We start from the raw sequence: 16,358 nt of genomic DNA, 5'->3' as shown, positions 1-16,358 counted from the left end.
ACGAGGAGAGAAAAATGACCAGCCCGATTACCACCCACCGCGACGGCAATGTCCTCGTCATCGTTTCCAACAACCCGCCGGTCAACGCGCTGGGCGCTGCGGTACGACAGGGGCTGGAGGCTGCGGTCAAGCAAGGCGTCGAAGACGATAGTATCCACGCCATGGTGATCCGCTGCGACGGCCGCACCTTCTTCGCCGGCGCCGACATCACCGAATTCGGCAAGCCGATGCAGGAGCCCGCGCTCCCCACCCTGGTCGACATGATCGAGGCTGCCGACAAGCCGGTGATCGCGGCGATTCACGGCACCGCGCTCGGCGGCGGCTGCGAGGTCGCGCTTGGCTGTCATTATCGCATCGCCGTGTCGTCGGCGAAGCTCGGCTTCCCCGAGGTCAAGCTCGGCCTGCTGCCCGGCGCCGGTGGCACGCAGCGCGCGCCCCGCCTCGCCGGCGTGGCGCTCGCGCTCGAAATGTGCGCGAAGGGCGATCCGATCCCCGCCAAGAAGGCGCTCGACGCCGGGCTGATCGACACGCTCGCCGGCGAGGACAGCCTCGAGGCCGATGCGATCAAGTTCGCCCGCGATTGCCTCCACAAGCCGCTGCCGCGCGCCAGCCAGAAAACCGCCAAGCCCGACCCGGAAGCCGTTGAAGCGTTCAAGAAGGCCAACGCCCGCCGCTTCCGCGGTTTCGACGCGCCGGCCGCCAACATCGCCTGCGTCGTCAAGGCGACCGAGGTGCCGTATGAGGAAGGCGTCCAGTTCGAGCGCGCCGAGTTCATGAAGCTGATGATGGGCGTGCAGTCCGCAGCCCAGCGCCACATCTTCTTCGCCGAGCGCAAGGCGCAGAAGATCGACGGCATCGCCGACGACATCAAACTCCGCGACGTGAAAAAGGTCGGCGTGATCGGCGCCGGCACGATGGGCGGCGGCATCTCGATGAACTTCCTGTCGGCCGGCATCCCCGTCACCATCGTCGAGATGCAGCAGGAGGCGCTCGACCGCGGCACGGGGGTCATCCGCAAGAATTACGAAGCCACCGCCGCCAAGGGCCGGATCAAGCCCGAGCAGGTCGAGTCCGCGATGGGCCTGCTCACCCCCACGCTCAAGCTCGACGATCTCGCCGATTGCGACCTCATCATCGAGGCGGTCTATGAGAATATGGACGTGAAGAAAGACATCTTCACCAAGCTCGACGCGCTCGCCAAGCCCGGCGCGATCCTGGCGTCCAACACCTCCTATCTCGACATCAACGAGATTGCGTCCGTCACGAAGCGGCCGGAGGACGTGCTCGGCATGCACTTCTTCTCGCCGGCCAACGTCATGAAGCTGCTCGAGGTCGTGCGCGGCGACAAGACCGCCGACGACGTGCTCGCCACGGTGATGGCGCTCGCCAAGAAGATCAGGAAGGTCGCGGTGGTCGCCGGCGTCTGCCACGGCTTCATCGGCAACCGTATGTTGATGCCGCGCCAGGTCGAGGCGATGAAGCTGCTGATGGAGGGCGCCACGCCCGAACAGATCGACAAGGTCCATGTCGATTTCGGGATGCCGATGGGTCCGTTCCAGATGAGCGATCTCGCCGGGGTCGATATCGGCTGGCACCGCGACCCCACGCGGATCGAAAGCATCCGCGACGCGCTCGCCGCAGAAAAGCGCTGGGGCCAGAAGACCAAGGCCGGCTTCTACGATTATGACGACAAAAGGAACCCCTCGCCCTCCCCGCGCGTCGCCGAGATCATCGAGGATTTCCGCAAGAAGACGGGCACCCCGCAGCACGAGGTGACGACCGAGGAGATCGTCGAACGCACACTTTATCCGATGGTCAACGAAGGTGCGCTGATCCTCGCCGAGGGCAAGGCGCAACGCGCGTCGGACATCGATGTGGTGTGGATCTACGGCTATGGCTGGCCGGTCTATCGCGGCGGCCCGATGTTTTGGGCCGATACCGAGGGGCTGAAGAAGATCGTGGGGGGCCTCGAGAAGCACGACTTCAAGGTCGCCCCGCTGCTCAGGGAGAAAGCGGACAAAGGCGAACGGTTCACGTCATGAGCGCGTCCGACTCGATCCTCCCCGGCACGGGGAGGGGGACCGCGACGCGAAGCGGCGTGGTGGAGGGGGGGCTCCACTGGCGCTGCGTTGCGTGGAGAACCCCCTCCACCATGCTGCGCATGGTCCCCCTCCCCGTCCCGGGGAGGATCGGGTGGTGATGCGCACCGCCCTCGCCACCGCCGCCGCGATCCGTGCGGGCGAAACCACCGCGCTGGCCGAAACCGAGGCCGCGATCGCCCGCATCGAAGCTGGCGACGCGGAAATCAACGCCGTCGTCGTCCGCGATTTCGATCGCGCCCGCGCCGCTGCCAAGGCGCTCGACGAGGCCGGGCCCGATGACCGCGCGTTCTTCGGCGTCCCGATGACGGTCAAGGAAAGCTTCGACGTCGCCGGCTTGCCGACAAGTTGGGGCTTCGAGGAGCACGCCGATCACATCGCGCAAGCCGATGCCGTCGCGGTCGAGCGGATGAAGGCGGCGGGCGCGGTGATCCTCGGCAAGACCAACGTACCCGTCGGCCTCGCCGATCTGCAATCGAACAACCCCAATTACGGCCGCACCCGCAATCCGCACGACCACGCCCGCGTTTCCGGCGGATCATCCGGCGGCGCGGCGGCGGCGCTCGCGGCGGGCTATGTGCCGATCGAGATCGGCTCGGACATCGGCGGGTCGATCCGGGTGCCCGCCGCGTTCTGCGGCGTCTGGGGCCACAAGCCCACCTACACCGCGCTCAATCCCGACGGCCATTATTTCCCGCGCACCGATCTCGTCCGCCTCGCGCTATCGGTGATCGGCCCGATGGCCGCCGACCCCGACGACCTTGCCGCCGAGCTCGCCGTCCTTGCCGACATGCCGCTGCCCAAACCGCCGGCGCGCGACCCGGGCGACTGGCATGTCCTGCTGCTCCCCGAGCATCCCGTCGCCAGGGTGCAGGATACGATCAAGCAGGCGATCTTCGATGTGGGCGACGCTTTCGCAGACGCCGGCGCCCGCGTCGATCGGGCCAGCGACTTCCTGCCCGATCTCGTCGAGCAATACGGGCATTATATGCACATGCTGAACGTCGCGATGACGCGCGGGCAGCCGCAGGACGGTCGTCCCGCGCCGACGCTCGACGACTGGTTCATGCTGCAGGCCGCGCAGGACCGCAACGTCCGCGCCTGGCAGCGCCTGTTCCACACCTATGACGCGGTGATCGCCCCCGCCTGGGGCACCACCGCCTTTCCGCACGACGATACCCCGATCGCCGACCGGCGGCTCGATATCGATGGCGAGGATACGCAATTCGGCCTGCAGCTCGCTTATCCCGGCCTCGCCACCTTCCCGATGCTGCCGGCGACCAGCGTGCCCGTCGGCCGCGATGCCGACGGCCTGCCGATCGGCGTGCAGGTGATCGCCGACGCCAACCAGGATTTCACCGCCATCGCCGTCGCGCGCGCCGCGCACGATCTCGTCTGGAGCGACCAATGACCGACCTCGACACGTTCCGCACCGAAACCCGCGCCTGGCTGGAGGCGAATTGCCCGCCCGAGATGCGCGAGCCGATGCGCTCCGAAAAGGACGCCTGCTGGGGCGGCCGCGATCAATCCATGCTCACCCCGGCGCAGAAGCAATGGATGGATGCGATGGGCGCGCGCGGCTGGACCGTCCCTGATTGGCCGAAAGAATATGGCGGCGGCGGGCTCAGCCCGGCCGAAACCAAGGTGCTGCGCGAGGAACTGCGCCGCATCCACGCGCGCAATCCGCTGAACAGCTTCGGCATCTCGATGCTCGGCCCGGCGCTGCTCAAATACGGCACCGAGGAGCAGAAGAAGCGCTTCCTGCCCGAAATCGCGCGCGGCGAAATCCGCTGGTGCCAGGGCTATTCCGAACCGAACGCCGGCTCCGATCTCGCCGGTCTCGCCACCTCGGCGGAGGACGCCGGCGACCATTATATCGTCAACGGCCAGAAGGTCTGGACCAGCTATGCCGACAAGGCCGACTGGATCTTCTGCCTCGTCCGCACATCGAAGGAATCGAAGCAGGGCGGCATCAGCTTCCTGCTGTTCGACATGGCGAGCGAGGGCGTCTCCACCAAGCCGATCCTGCTCATCTCCGGCTATTCGCCGTTCTGCGAAACCTTCTTCGACAATGTGAAGGTGCCCAAATCGCAGCGCGTCTATGAGGAGAACAAGGGCTGGGACGTTGCCAAATATCTGCTCGGCCACGAGCGCGAGATGATCTCGGGCATGGGCCTCGGCCAATCGACCGGCGACCCGCTGGTCGATGCGGCGCGCGGCGGCGTCGATCCGATCCTGCGCGCCGGCATCGCGCAATTCCAGGTCCGCGCGCGCGCCTTCGCGATACAGTCCGAACGCTTCATCGATGAATTGAAGGCCGGCAAGGCGCATCCCGCCCAGCCTTCGATGATGAAATATTACGGCACGGAGCTGAACAAGACGCGCCACGAGCTGCTGATGGCCGCCGGCGGCTCGGACGCGCTCGAATGGGAAAGCGAGGCCTCGAACCACGGCGCCGACGCCCGCGCCTGGCTGCGCACCAAGGCCAATTCGATCGAGGGCGGGACGAGCGAAATCCAGCTCAACATCATCGCCAAACGGATTCTGGAATTGCCTTCCTAAGCCTCACCCCGGCGAAGGCCGGGGTCTTTATCGATAGCGCGCTCCCGTGGCGCAAGATCCCAGCTTTCGCTGGAATGACGAAAGCGAAAACGATGCCCTTATTCCTCAATGACGAACAGACGATGCTCCGCGACACCGCGAAGGACTTCGTCGCCGAACATGCCCCCGTCAGCCACCTCCGCGCGTTACGCGACGCGGGCGACGCCACCGGCTTCTCGCGCGATCTGTGGAAGCAGTTCGCCGAGATGGGGTTCACCGGTATCCTGATCGGCGAAGACGCCGGCGGCCTCGGTCTCGGCCATGTCGAAGCGGGCGTGGTGCTGGAGGAGATCGGCCGTAACCTCTCGCCCTCCCCGTTCCTCTCGACCGCCGTAGCCGCGGTCGAGGCGTTGAAGGGCACCCCGCACGCCGACCGCTGGTTCCCCGGCATCCTGTCCGGCGAGGCGGTCGCCGCGTTGGCGATCGACGAAGGCCCCAAGCACCGCGCCGAAATCGCGATGACGGCGGAGCGTTCCGGCAACGGCTTCCGCCTTACCGGCGCCAAGCAGTTCGTCACCCACGGCCATGTCGCCGACGTCATCCTCGTCGCCGCCCGCACCGCCGGCCGCCCGGATGAGGCGGACGGCATCACCCTGTTCGCGATCCCGAACGACGCCGCCAACCTCACCAACACTCCCGAACGCCTCGCCGATTCCAGCCTCGCGTCGCGGCTTCGCTTCGACGGCGTGGAGGTCGATGCCGATGCGGTGATCGGCGAGGTCGATGCCGGCGGCGGCCCGCTCAAGCGCCTGCTCGCCGCCGGCCGCACCGGCGCCTCGGCCGAGTTGCTCGGCGTCGGCGGCGGCGCGATGGACATGACCGTGGGTTACCTGAAAGAACGCAAGCAATTCGGCCAGCCGATCGGCAGCTTCCAGGCGCTCCAGCACCGCGCCGCGCATCTCTACAGCGAGATGGAGGTCGCCCGCGCCGCCGTCCTCAAGGCGCAGCAATTGCTCGATGCCGGCGACGACAGCGCCGACGATGCGGTCTCGGTCGCCAAGGCGATGACCGGCATGGCCACCACGCTCGCGGTTCAGGAGGGCGTGCAGATGCACGGCGGCATCGGCATGACCGACGAATATGACATCGGCTTCTACATGAAGCGCGCCCGCGTGTTGGCGGAGATGTTCGGCGACGCCAATTTCCACGCGGACCAACTGGCGCGCGCGGCCGGCTATTGATAACCGACCGGGCATGGATAACGCCGCTCCCGATACGCCGCCCGCCGAGCTCACCCGCGCGTTGGTCGACCTGCTGACCATCGAGGAGCTCGACACCGATCTCTATCGCGGCGCCCGCCAGCCCGGCGGCGTCGGCCGCGTGTTCGGCGGGCAGGTGATCGCGCAGGCGCTCCAGGCCGCTCAGCGTTCGACCGAAGAGCCCAAGACCGCCCACTCGCTCCACGCCTATTTCATGCGCCCCGGTAGCGAGGATTTCCCGATCATCTTCCGCGTCGTGCGCGATTTCGAGGGCCGCAGCTTCGCCACCCGCCGCGTCATCGCGATGCAGCAGGGCAAGCCGATCCTCAACATGGCGGCCAGCTTCCAGACGCCCGAGGACGGCCTCCATCATCAGGACACGATGCCCGACGTTCCGGCACCCGAAACCCTCAAGTCCGACGCCGAACTGCGCCACGAGATGGCCGACGAGATCCCCGAGAAATGGCGCCGCCACATGCTCCGCGCGCGGCCGATCGAAATCCGCCCGGTCCACCCGCGCTCCTGGTTCCGCCCCGAACCGCGCGAGCCGACCCAATATAGCTGGTTCCGCCTCGTCTCGCCGATCGACGACGATGCCGCGATGCACCGCGCGATCCTGGCCTATGCCTCGGACATGTCATTGCTCGGCACCTCGATGCTGCCGCACGGGATCAACTGGATGACGCACAAGATCCAGACCGCGAGCCTCGATCACGCGCTCTGGTTCCACGAGCCGCTCCGCGCCGACGAGTGGCTGCTCTACGCCTGCGACAGCCCCTGGGCCGGCCATGCCCGCGGCTTCAATCGCGGCCGCATCTTCACCCAGGACGGCCGCCTCGTCGCCAGCGCCGCGCAGGAAGGCCTGATCCGGATGCGCGAATGAGCGATCAATCGATCGTTTCGTTGCTTCCCGGCTTGGTCATCTTGAACGCCACCTTATCGACGCAGCCGGTATAGCCGCGCTTCGACGGCGGCTTGGTCGATCGCCGGATCGTCTCGATCGCCTGGGTGCCGAACGCCTCGGCGGGCTCCGCTTTCAGAACGTTGAAATCGCCCGTCTCGCCCCATGGCGCGACATCATATCGAACGATCGCCCAGCCTTCGATCGATCGCTTGCGAAACGCTTCGGGAAAGGTGGTGAGCGCGAGGTTGGTCCACGCGCCCACGCCGTCGCAATCGGCGTCAGGGGGGCGGAATGCCGCAACATCCGGGCTGGGCGGCGCTTTCAGCGGCGCAATCGGCGTACGCCGGAACGGATAGGTGCATCCGCTCCGCGCGCCGTTCACATATCGCGACCGCTTCATCGCGGCGACGCCTTTGGCATCGAGCACGCGATTGCCGTCCGAAGCGACGACATGGACGTGGATCGGCTTGCCGTGGCGATTGATGTCATAGCCGATCATCGTGAAGCTGCGGGTGCCCGGCGGCTGCGGGATCGTCTCGAAATCGGGCCAGACGCGCACCAGTTCGGCGGGCGCGTTCGGCTGGAAGCACGTCGATCCTTTCGGAATGGTCCGCTCGAACAGATCGCGGTCGCCGCCCTTCATCGCAAAATAGCGCATCGCTTCGGCCGGCGGTGCGGCGCTGATCGGATAATCGTGGATTGCAAAAGCGATAACGCACCCCTGGCGCGGTGCCGCGGCGGCGAAATGCCACGCCGCGAATGCCGGCATGATATCGCTCCGGTCGATCCAGTGCGGCAGATCGTCCTTGTCGACGGCGATGTCTTCAGGCCGGCCGCTACCGTCGATCGAAAAGCGCAGCCGATAAAATCCTGTCGCCGGCAGCGGCTGGTCGTTCGAATAAGCGAAGCCGACCGAGGGATACGGTTCCTCGCGGCGATCGGGCGCCACCGCGACGCCGCCGCAATCTATCGCGCCCGGCGAAAAGGAAACGAACCTTTGCCTGTCGATCGGCACCGGCGGCATGGGCACATCGGCGGCGGGCGGCGGCACGCCGACGGCGGGCGGTGGGATGTGCTGGCCGGCAGCGAGCAGCGACGCGAACAGGAAAGCGGCGATCATGCCGACAGACTGCGCCCGGCCGGTTACGCTTTCAAGTCAAGATGTTGCACAACTCACGCCGCCGTCTTGCCGAACTCCTGGCGTGTCACCGGGTGGCTCGACGACAGCCCGCCGTCGACGACGATCGCCTGGCCGTTGACGTAGCTCGCATCATCGGAGGCGAGGAACAGCGCCACCTGGCCGATTTCCTCGGGCTCGCCGCCGCGCCTGAGCGGATTGAGCCGGCCGATCTTGTCCTCCTTGCCGTGCTCGCGCGCATAGTCATACGCGCGCTTGGTCATGCCGGTCTCGATCAGGCCGGGGCAGATCGCGTTGACGCGCACATTGCTGCCCGAAAGCTGCTGCGCCGCGGTCTGGACGAGGTTGATGACGCCGGCCTTCGACGCCGAATAAGGCGGCCCGCCCGCGCCCGATCGCAGCCCCGCGACGCTCGCGGTGCAGACGATCGCGCCCTTGCCGCGCTCGATGATCTTCGGCGCGGCATGCTTGATCGCGAGGAACGGACCGATCAGGTTCACCCGCAGGATGTCCTGCCACATCTCGACCGTGCAATCGAACAGGCCCGGAATACCGCCCGAAATGCCGGCATTGGCGTAGATAACGTCGAGCCCGCCGAACTTTTCACACGCCAGCGCGACGGTGCGCACGACCTCATCCTCGCTGCCCGCGTCCATGCGGATCGCGTGCGCGACGCCGCCGTCCTTCGCGATCAGCTCGGCGGTCTCGTCGGCGCCGTCGGTCTTGTCGGCGACGATCACCCGCCCGCCCTCGGCCGCGAACAGCCGCGATGTCGCACGGCCGATCCCCGAGCCGGCGCCGGTGACGATGATCGATTTTCCGGTGAACCGCATTACCCTCTCCTTCAGATCGTCACGCCGCCGTCGATCACGATCGCCTGCCCGGTCATGAACGCGCTTGCCTTCGAGGCCAGGAACACCACCGCGCCGGCGATCTCCTCCGGCTCACCGATGCGGCGCAGCGGCGCGCCCTTGGTGCTGCGTTTCTCGGTCTCCGGGTCTTCCCAAAGCGCACGGGCGAAATCGGTGCGGATCAGCCCCGGCGCGATACAGTTCACCCGCACGCCGTCCGGCCCGTATTCGACGGCATAATTGCGCGCGAGCTGGAAGTCGGCCGCCTTCGAGACGTTGTACCCGCCGATCACCGGCGAGCCGCGGAGGCCACCGATCGACGAAATGATGATGATGCTCCCCTCGCCGCGCTCGCGCATTTCGGGCGCCACCATCTGGATCAGCCAGTGATTGGAGAGGATGTTGTTGTCGAGGATCTTGCGGAATTGATCGTCGCTAATCCCGGCCAGCGGCCCGTAATAGGGGTTCGACGCCGCATTGCAGACCAGCACGTCCACCTTGCCGAACACGCGCCGCGTCTCGTCGACCAGATGCTGCAACCCGGCCTTATCGGAAATGTTAGCGGCAACGGCGATCGCCGTGCCCTCGCCATATTGCGCGTTGATCTCGGCGGCGACCGCGTCGCACGCTTCCTGCTTGCGGCTCGATATCACCACCTTCGCGCCCTGCTCGGCGAGTTCGATCGCGCTCGCCTTACCGATCCCGCGCGACGAGCCGGTGACGATCGCGACCTTTCCGGTCAGATCGAATTGCGACATGCTGATCTCCTATTCCGCCCCGGCCTTGACCGCGAAATCCCAGCTCGCCTTGGCCAGCCGATAGACGCCGGCGGCCGATTTCTCCGCCTGCGCGCTCGATGCGGTGCCGTCGACGATGCGTTTCTTGATGCCCTGGACGATGCCGGTCAGCCGAAACAGATTGTAGCTGAAATACCAGTTGAGATCAGGCACGCCGTCGCGGCCGGTTGCTGCGCAATAACGATCGACCATCTCTTCCATCGTTGGAATGCCCGTTTCGCCGCCGGTCCGGCCTTTCACCCCCGAACGCCCCTCGGGCTCGGTCACCCAGCTCATCAGAAAGTAGGAAAAGTCCGCCAGCGGATCGCCCAGCGTCGACAACTCCCAGTCGAGCACCGCCAGCACGCGCGGCTCGGATGCCGCGAAGATCATGTTGTCGATGCGATAATCGCCGTGAACGATCGCGGTACGCTCCTGCGGCGGGATCGTCCTTGGCAGGAACTCGATCAGCCGCTCGACCTCGGGCATGTGCTCGGTTTCGCTCATCCGATATTGCTTGGTCCAGCGCGCGACCTGGCGTTCGAAATAATTGCCCGGCTTGCCGTAATCGCCGAGCCCCGCCGCCACGTAATCGGTCTTGTGCAGCGCCGCGAGCGTGTCGCCCATCGCATGGTAGATCGCGGTGCGCTCGGCGGGCGCATAGTCGGGCAGCGTGCCGTCCCACAGATTGCGCCCGTCGGCATAGCCCATCACGTAGAACACCGCGCCGATCACGCTCTCGTCGGTGCACAACTCGTATGGCCGCGCGACCGGAAAGCCGGTGGGATAGAGCCCCGCGATAAGCCGATATTCGCGATCGACTGCGTGCGCCGAGGGCAGCAACGGCCCGAACGGCTTGCGGCGCAGCACATAGCTGCCCGAGGGACTGTCGATGCGATAGGTGGGGTTGGACTGCCCGCCGGCGAACTTGGCGTAGGTCAGCGGGCCGGTGAAGCCCTCGACATTGGCCACCATCCACTCGGTCAGCTTCGCCTCGTCGAGCCGGTCCTTCTCGGCGACCGGGATCGTGTTGATCTCGCCAGTCACCCGAACACCACCACCGATCGTGTCGTGTCGCCCTTGCGCAGCTCATCGAATGCGTCATTGATCCGCTCGAGCGGCATCCGGTCGGCGATGATCGTGTCGAGATCGAGCAGCCCGCGCATGTAGAAATCGACCAGCCGGGGGATATCGACCGGGAAGCGGTTCGATCCCATCAGACCGCCCTGCAGCTTCTTGCCCGACAGCAAATCCATCGCTGACAGCCCGACCTTCTCGGCCAGCGGCATCATGCCCAGGATCGTCGCCGTGCCCCCGCGCCGCAGCACCTTGACCGCGGTCGCCGCCGATTGCGGTCGCCCGACCGCCTCGATCGCGTGATGCACGCCGCCGCGCGAAATCTCGACCACCTCGTCCGCCGCGGTTTCCGACAGCGCATCGATGCTGTGCGTCGCGCCCAGCTTCTCGGCGAGCGCGCGCTTCTCGGCCACCGGATCGAGCGCGATGATCTTGCCCGCGCCGGCGATCTTCGCCGCGTTGACCGCCGCCAGCCCGATCCCGCCGCACCCGACGACGCACACCGTCTCGCCCGGCGTCACGTCGGTGGTGTTGAACACCGCCCCGGCGCCCGTCGTCACCGCGCAGCCGATCAGCGCGGCGCGATCGAGCGGCATGTCGCGGTCGATCGCCACGCAAGCATGTTCGTGGACCAGCATCTGCTCGGCATAGGCCGACAGGTTGAGCATCTGGTGGACCGTCTGATCGCCCATGCTGAGCCGCGGCGGCGCGGTCTTGGGTCGCTTGGTGCTGCTATCGACGCAGAGCGACATGTGCCCCGTCACGCAATGCTCGCAATGCCCGCAGAACACGGACAGGCATGTGACGACATGATCGCCGACCTTCACCGACGATACTTCGTCGCCCACCGCCTCGACCACGCCGGCGGCTTCGTGCCCAGGAATCGTCGGCATCGGGTGCGGATAGGCGCCGTCGACAAAATGCAGGTCGGATCGGCACACACCGACCGCCGCGGTGCGGATCAGCACCTCGTGCGGGCTGGGCTTCGATACCGACACCTCTTCGATCGACAGCGGCGTCTTTGCCTCGAACAGGACGGCTGCTTTCAAGTTCCTCTCCTTCCGTCATCCCCGCGCAGGCGGGGATCCAGAACCGCTAAGCGCAGTTGCTTTCAAACACGTCAGCCCGTCTGGATTCCCGCCTGCGCGGGAATGACGGGGATCAAGGTCAGCGCCGCACCATTTCCTTCGCCGCGACCGCTTCGGGCAGCTCGGCATATTTCCCGAACTCATGCCGCGCGATCGCCCGGTTGTGGACCTCGTCCGGCCCGTCGGCGAAGCGCAGCGTCCGCATCGCCGCCCAGTCGTGCGCCAGGCGGAAATCCTGGCTCACCCCGCCACCGCCATGCGCCTGGATCGCGTCGTCGAGGATCTGCAACGCCATGGTCGGCGCCTGCACCTTGATCATCGCGATTTCCTGCTGCGCCGCCTTGTTGCCGGCCTTGTCCATCATATCGGCGGCCTTGAGGCAGAGCAGCCGGGTCATCTCGATATCGATCCGCGCGCGGGCGATGCGCTGTTCCCACACCGAATGATCGGCGATGCGCTTGCCGAACGCGACGCGGGTCAGCAGCCGCTTGGCCATCGCCTCGATCGCCGTCTCGGCGACTCCGATCGTGCGCATGCAGTGATGGATGCGCCCCGGCCCGAGCCGCCCCTGCGCGATCTCGAACCCGCGCCCTTCGCCGAGCAGGATGTTCTCCGCCGGCACCTTCACATTCTCCAGCACCACCTCGCCATGGCCGTGCGGCGCATGGTCATAGCCATAGACCGACAACATGCGCTCGATGGTCACCCCCGGGCTTTCCATGTCGAGGATCATCATCGATTGCTGCGTGTGTCGGTTGGCGTCGGGGTCGGTCTTGCCCATCAGGATCGCCACCTTGCAGCGCGGATCGCCGACGCCACTCGACCACCATTTGCGCCCGTTGACGACATAATGGTCGCCATCGCGGACCATGCTCGTCTGGATATTGGTTGCGTCCGACGACGCCACCGCCGGCTCGGTCATCAGGAAGGCCGAACGGATTTCGCCGTTCATCAACGGCCGCAGCCAGCGCTCCTTCTGCTCGCGCGTTCCGTAGCGCAGCAGCACCTCCATGTTTCCCGTATCGGGCGCCGAGCAGTTGAAGCATTCGCTCGCCCAGCCGACCTTGCCCATCTCCTCCGCGCATAACGCATATTCGAGATTGGTCAGCTGCTCGCCCTCGAACTCGAACGAATCGTCGACATGCGGGCGGCCCGAACGCGGCGGCATGAAGAAGTTCCACAGCCCCGCCGCCCTGGCTTTTTCCTTGACCTCCTCGATCACTGGAATCACTTTCCAGCGTTCGCCCTCATGCGATTGCCGGGCATAATCCTCGTTGCGCGGCCGGATCTCGCGATCGATGAAATCCTTCACCCGATCGCGCCAATACGTCTCGCGATCGCTCAGCGTGAAATCCATGACGCATCCTCCAAGATTCTCGTTTGATGCCCGGCCTAAACCATACCGCATCTTCGGTAAAGCCGCAGATCGGCGGATTTCGACGTCTGCCGGCCCACAAACCGCAGCGTCACCGAATCGCCACAAAAGGGACTGTTCCTTCGAAACGAAGCTGCTAGAGTTCATTTCACTTGCGCGGAGTTCGGCACCGGCCCGCTCCCCACCCGGCCACCCGGCAAGGCTGTTTTCATGGGGTGGCCGAGCGGGGGAGCGGGCCGGTGCCGTATCCGGCTTCGGCATCGCCGACGCGGCAAGAGGGTTATGGAGGGGCGAGTGGCGTCGGTCAGGGACGAACATGAAGGCGCGACCAAGCGCTTCCGGGCAAAGCGCGACGCGATTCTCGCCGCCGCTGCGCAGGCGATCAACGAGCAATCCGCCAAAGGCATGACCTTCGCCGATGTCGCGCGCCGCGTCGGCCTCAACACCACCAGCGTCACCTATTATTTCAAGCGCAAGGACGATCTCGCCGCTGCCTGTTTCGAGAATACGCTCGACACGCTGATGGCGATGCTCGACGAGGCGATGGAGGAGCCGACGCCCGAGGCCCGCGTTGCCCGCTACCTTGCGATCAACATGCAGCGCTGCGCCCGTATCGAGCAGGGCGCGGAACAGGCCGTCGCCGTGCTCTCCGATCTCCGCGCGATGGAGGAGCCGTTCAAGGGCCCGCTGCTCGCCGGCTGGCGCGAGGTGTTCCGCAAGACGCGCGGCTTGTGGGGCGAAGGCTCGAACAAGGCCGAGCACGATCTCTACGGCGCCCGCGCCCACGTCCTCCTAGAAAACACCTTCTGGCTGCCGATCTGGCTGGTCCGTTACGATCCCGATCAATATGCCCGCATCGAAGCGCGGCTGATGGACGTGTTCGCCCGTGGCATCGCCGCGCCCGATGCGCGCTGGACGCCCGACATCATCGACCTCGATCATGACGAGGCGGTGCCGGGGCGCGAGCAATTCCTGCGCGCCGCCACCCGCCTGATCAACGAGCTCGGCTATCGCGGCGCCTCGGTGCAGAAGATCGCCAGCGAATTGAACGTCACCAAGGGCAGCTTCTACCATCACTTGGACGCCAAGGACGATCTGGTGATTGCCTGCTACAAGCGCAGCTTCGATACCATCGCCGCCGCGCAGGGCGAGGCCGATGCGCTGCCCGGCTCCTATTGGCACCGCCTGTCGAGCACGATCGCGACCCTGCTCGACGTGCAATTCTCCGAACGCGGGCCCCTGTTGCGCACCACCGCGCTTCACGGCCTGCCGCCGCGGGTGCGCGCCGAGATGGTCGATCGCTCGAACCGCATCGCGCGGCGCTTCGCCGGCACGATGGCGGACGGCATTGCCGAAGGCTCGATCCGCGCGATCGATCCCCTGGTCGCCGCGCAGACGCTGATGGCGCTCCAGAACGCCGCCTTCGACATGCGCAAATGGGCCAGCACCATGCCCCGCGACCGCGCCGTCGCGATGTACGCCAGCACGCTCGCGTTCGGCCTGTTCGACGATCGCGTGCTGCGAGGGTAATCTGCCGCAGCATCGAAGGGCGACGCGAGGATATCATTGGAATCGTCACCCTGAACTTGTTTCAGGGTCCATGGTGCTCCATCGGCATCGAGCGCCCCGGCTGGCGTCGCTCCATGGATGCTGAAACAAGTTCAGCATGACGGCCGTCAGCAACGTGCGCCCCTCAAGCCACCCGCTCCGGCTGCGCCGCGATCAGCGCCTCCAGAAATGCCCGCACCTCATCCGCGATCGCGATCGGCCGCCCGGTCGGCAAATGGACGTTGACCGTCACCATCTCGATCTCGGCGCACAGCTCGCCGCGCTGGTTGGCGAGCGCGAAGCCGGTGGTGAGGCTCGACCTGCCGATCGCCTCGATCCGCACGAACGCCTCGATCGTGTCGCCCAGCACCAGCGGCTTGAGATAATCGACCGCTGCGCGCCGCACATGAAACTCGGTGTCGTGCCACGCCGCGCCCAGCTTGTCGCCGATCCCGGTCCATTCCCAGAACTCGGTGACGGCGACATCGGCATATTCGAGGTAGCGCGAGTTGAACACCACGCGCTGCCCGTCGATCTCGGCGTAACGCACCTTGAAGCGCGTCGAAAAGGCGTAGCCCGGTCTGATGGTCATGCCGCCGCGATGCGACGGGCCGCGCGTCCGATCAATAGCCATTCATCCGGGCGAACCGCTCGCGCTGCCACGCCGCCGATCCCCACATCGTCTCCAGCACCTGCGCGCGCTTCATGTAGAAGCCGGCATCGTGCTCATCGGTCATGCCGATGCCGCCGTGGAGCTGGATCATCTCGCGGCTGACCAGGTGCACCGTCTCGCCCGCCACCGCCTTGGCCAAACACGCCGCCTGGTCGAGATCGGATCGCCCCGCGTCGATCGCCTCCAGCGCCGCCTCGACCACCGAACGCATCAGTTCGAGCTCGGTGAACATCTTCGCCATGCGATGCTGCAGCGCCTGGAACGTCGCCAGCGGCTGGCCGAATTGCACGCGCTGCTTGAGATAGGCGTTGGTCGTCTCGAACGCCTGGCTCGCCAGCCCCAGCATCTCCGCCGCCGCCGCCGTCGCCGCAAGGTCGCACACCCGATCGGTCAGCGCCGTATCGCCCAGCTTTTCCGCCGCCGCGCCGTCGAACCGCACGTCGGCATGGCTGCGCGCGTCGATCAGCCGCCGCGGCGAGCGCGCCACCCCGTCAGCAGCGCCATCGACCAGATACAGCCCGTCCGCCGCCGCGACGACGAACACGCCCGCGCTGTCGCCTTCCGCCACGAATGCCTTGTGCCCGCTCAGCGCGCCGCCGCTGATGCTCGCCTCGAACCGGCGATCGTGCCGCGGCCCCTCGTCGATCGCCAGCGCGGCCACCACCTCGCCCGAGGCGATCCGCGGCAGCCACGCTTGTTTCACCGCATCCGATCCGCCCTCGGCGATCGCCGTCGCCGCGACCGCGCTGGCGGCGAGCGGCGCGGCGACGAGATTGCGCCCCATCTGCTCGAGCACCAGCCCGAGCGAGAGGTAGCCGAACGCCGACCCGCCATATTGCTCGGGCACGACGATCCCCGGCCAGCCCATCTGCCCGATCTCGCCCCAGCTCGCCGCGTCGAAGCCTGCCGCCGGCGCCGTGTCGCGCATCCTGCGATAGGCGCTGACCGGGGCTTCGTTGTCGACCCATTCGCGCGCCATGTCGCGCAGCATCGCCTGTTCGTCGTTCAGAACCGCCATCTATTCTCTCC

At 66.5% G+C, this 16,358-nt stretch carries 14 protein-coding genes; 6 read left to right on the top strand and 8 right to left on the bottom strand.

Annotation, left to right across the window (positions count from 1 at the left end; all coding sequences use genetic code 11):
* Positions 1-14 precede the first annotated feature (14 nt).
* The 5 genes from K7G81_RS04920 to K7G81_RS04900 all read left to right on the top strand — a co-directional run bounded on the left by K7G81_RS04920 (position 15) and on the right by K7G81_RS04900 (position 6,782).
* Positions 15-2,042 (top strand): 3-hydroxyacyl-CoA dehydrogenase NAD-binding domain-containing protein, encoded by a 2,028-nt coding sequence (locus K7G81_RS04920; RefSeq protein ID WP_223029647.1) that lies wholly within the window; start codon positions 15-17, stop codon positions 2,040-2,042.
* Positions 2,043-2,199: 157 nt separating this feature from the next.
* Positions 2,200-3,510 carry an amidase family protein gene (locus K7G81_RS04915; RefSeq protein ID WP_223030120.1) on the top strand — a complete coding sequence of 437 codons (1,311 nt, stop codon included), beginning with the start codon at positions 2,200-2,202 and terminating at the stop codon, positions 3,508-3,510.
* Positions 3,507-4,661: an acyl-CoA dehydrogenase family protein gene (locus K7G81_RS04910; protein ID WP_223029646.1), complete on the top strand. Its 1,155-nt coding sequence runs from the start codon at positions 3,507-3,509 to the stop codon at positions 4,659-4,661. Before K7G81_RS04915 ends, K7G81_RS04910 begins: the two co-directional genes overlap by 4 nt.
* Positions 4,662-4,753: 92 nt before the next feature.
* On the top strand, positions 4,754-5,881 hold the full coding sequence (locus K7G81_RS04905) for an acyl-CoA dehydrogenase family protein (RefSeq protein ID WP_223029645.1): 1,128 nt from the start codon (positions 4,754-4,756) through the stop codon (positions 5,879-5,881).
* A gap of 13 nt (positions 5,882-5,894) precedes the next feature.
* Positions 5,895-6,782, top strand: a complete 888-nt coding sequence (locus K7G81_RS04900) for an acyl-CoA thioesterase (protein WP_223029644.1) — start codon at positions 5,895-5,897, stop codon at positions 6,780-6,782.
* 4 nt (positions 6,783-6,786) lie between these two features.
* Here K7G81_RS04900 and K7G81_RS04895 read toward each other — a convergent pair whose 3' ends face one another.
* The 6 genes from K7G81_RS04895 to K7G81_RS04870 form a co-directional block, all read right to left on the bottom strand.
* A complete protein-coding gene (locus tag K7G81_RS04895; protein WP_223029643.1) occupies positions 6,787-7,923 on the bottom strand; it encodes an energy transducer TonB in 1,137 nt (378 codons plus the stop codon).
* A gap of 53 nt (positions 7,924-7,976) precedes the next feature.
* Positions 7,977-8,774 carry an SDR family NAD(P)-dependent oxidoreductase gene (locus tag K7G81_RS04890; RefSeq protein ID WP_223029642.1) on the bottom strand — a complete coding sequence of 266 codons (798 nt, stop codon included), beginning with the start codon at positions 8,772-8,774 and terminating at the stop codon, positions 7,977-7,979.
* Positions 8,775-8,785: 11 nt separating this feature from the next.
* Positions 8,786-9,550 carry an SDR family oxidoreductase gene (locus tag K7G81_RS04885; RefSeq protein WP_223029641.1) on the bottom strand — a complete coding sequence of 255 codons (765 nt, stop codon included), beginning with the start codon at positions 9,548-9,550 and terminating at the stop codon, positions 8,786-8,788.
* Between the two features lie 9 nt (positions 9,551-9,559).
* Positions 9,560-10,543 carry a phosphotransferase family protein gene (locus K7G81_RS04880; RefSeq protein WP_223030119.1) on the bottom strand — a complete coding sequence of 328 codons (984 nt, stop codon included), beginning with the start codon at positions 10,541-10,543 and terminating at the stop codon, positions 9,560-9,562.
* A 68-nt stretch (positions 10,544-10,611) separates the two neighbouring features.
* Positions 10,612-11,694 carry a Zn-dependent alcohol dehydrogenase gene (locus K7G81_RS04875; RefSeq protein ID WP_223029640.1) on the bottom strand — a complete coding sequence of 361 codons (1,083 nt, stop codon included), beginning with the start codon at positions 11,692-11,694 and terminating at the stop codon, positions 10,612-10,614.
* 118 nt (positions 11,695-11,812) lie between these two features.
* Positions 11,813-13,090 carry an acyl-CoA dehydrogenase family protein gene (locus K7G81_RS04870; protein ID WP_223029639.1) on the bottom strand — a complete coding sequence of 426 codons (1,278 nt, stop codon included), beginning with the start codon at positions 13,088-13,090 and terminating at the stop codon, positions 11,813-11,815.
* 312 nt (positions 13,091-13,402) lie between these two features.
* On the opposite strand from K7G81_RS04870, the gene K7G81_RS04865 reads away from it, so the two are divergent.
* Positions 13,403-14,638, top strand: a complete 1,236-nt coding sequence (locus tag K7G81_RS04865) for a TetR/AcrR family transcriptional regulator (protein WP_369412037.1) — start codon at positions 13,403-13,405, stop codon at positions 14,636-14,638.
* Between the two features lie 163 nt (positions 14,639-14,801).
* On the opposite strand, the gene K7G81_RS04860 is transcribed toward K7G81_RS04865, so the two are convergent.
* On the bottom strand, positions 14,802-15,248 hold the full coding sequence (locus tag K7G81_RS04860) for an acyl-CoA thioesterase (protein ID WP_223029637.1): 447 nt from the start codon (positions 15,246-15,248) through the stop codon (positions 14,802-14,804).
* A gap of 31 nt (positions 15,249-15,279) precedes the next feature.
* Complete coding sequence (locus K7G81_RS04855; protein ID WP_223029636.1) at positions 15,280-16,347, bottom strand: acyl-CoA dehydrogenase family protein; 1,068 nt, start codon at positions 16,345-16,347, stop codon at positions 15,280-15,282.
* Between the last annotated feature and the right edge of the window lie 11 nt (positions 16,348-16,358).

It is taken from the genome of Hephaestia mangrovi, from assembly GCF_019880555.1.
Classification (GTDB): Bacteria; Pseudomonadota; Alphaproteobacteria; order Sphingomonadales; family Sphingomonadaceae; genus Sphingomonas; species Sphingomonas mangrovi.
This window is presented reverse-complemented; position numbering and strand designations above follow the sequence as displayed.

Bases quoted from the DNA above. Each gene is read 5' to 3' on its own strand.
- K7G81_RS04920 (WP_223029647.1), top strand. From the start codon at position 15: ATGACCAGCCCGATTACCACCCACCGCGACGGCAATGTCCTCGTCATC.
- K7G81_RS04915 (WP_223030120.1), top strand. From the start codon at position 2,200: ATGCGCACCGCCCTCGCCACCGCCGCCGCGATCCGTGCGGGCGAAACC.
- K7G81_RS04910 (WP_223029646.1), top strand. From the start codon at position 3,507: ATGACCGACCTCGACACGTTCCGCACCGAAACCCGCGCCTGGCTGGAG.
- K7G81_RS04905 (WP_223029645.1), top strand. From the start codon at position 4,754: ATGCCCTTATTCCTCAATGACGAACAGACGATGCTCCGCGACACCGCG.
- K7G81_RS04900 (WP_223029644.1), top strand. From the start codon at position 5,895: ATGGATAACGCCGCTCCCGATACGCCGCCCGCCGAGCTCACCCGCGCG.
- K7G81_RS04895 (WP_223029643.1), bottom strand. From the start codon at position 7,923: ATGATCGCCGCTTTCCTGTTCGCGTCGCTGCTCGCTGCCGGCCAGCAC.
- K7G81_RS04890 (WP_223029642.1), bottom strand. From the start codon at position 8,774: ATGCGGTTCACCGGAAAATCGATCATCGTCACCGGCGCCGGCTCGGGG.
- K7G81_RS04885 (WP_223029641.1), bottom strand. From the start codon at position 9,550: ATGTCGCAATTCGATCTGACCGGAAAGGTCGCGATCGTCACCGGCTCG.
- K7G81_RS04880 (WP_223030119.1), bottom strand. From the start codon at position 10,543: ATGGTGGCCAATGTCGAGGGCTTCACCGGCCCGCTGACCTACGCCAAG.
- K7G81_RS04870 (WP_223029639.1), bottom strand. From the start codon at position 13,090: ATGGATTTCACGCTGAGCGATCGCGAGACGTATTGGCGCGATCGGGTG.
- K7G81_RS04860 (WP_223029637.1), bottom strand. From the start codon at position 15,248: ATGACCATCAGACCGGGCTACGCCTTTTCGACGCGCTTCAAGGTGCGT.
- K7G81_RS04855 (WP_223029636.1), bottom strand. From the start codon at position 16,347: ATGGCGGTTCTGAACGACGAACAGGCGATGCTGCGCGACATGGCGCGC.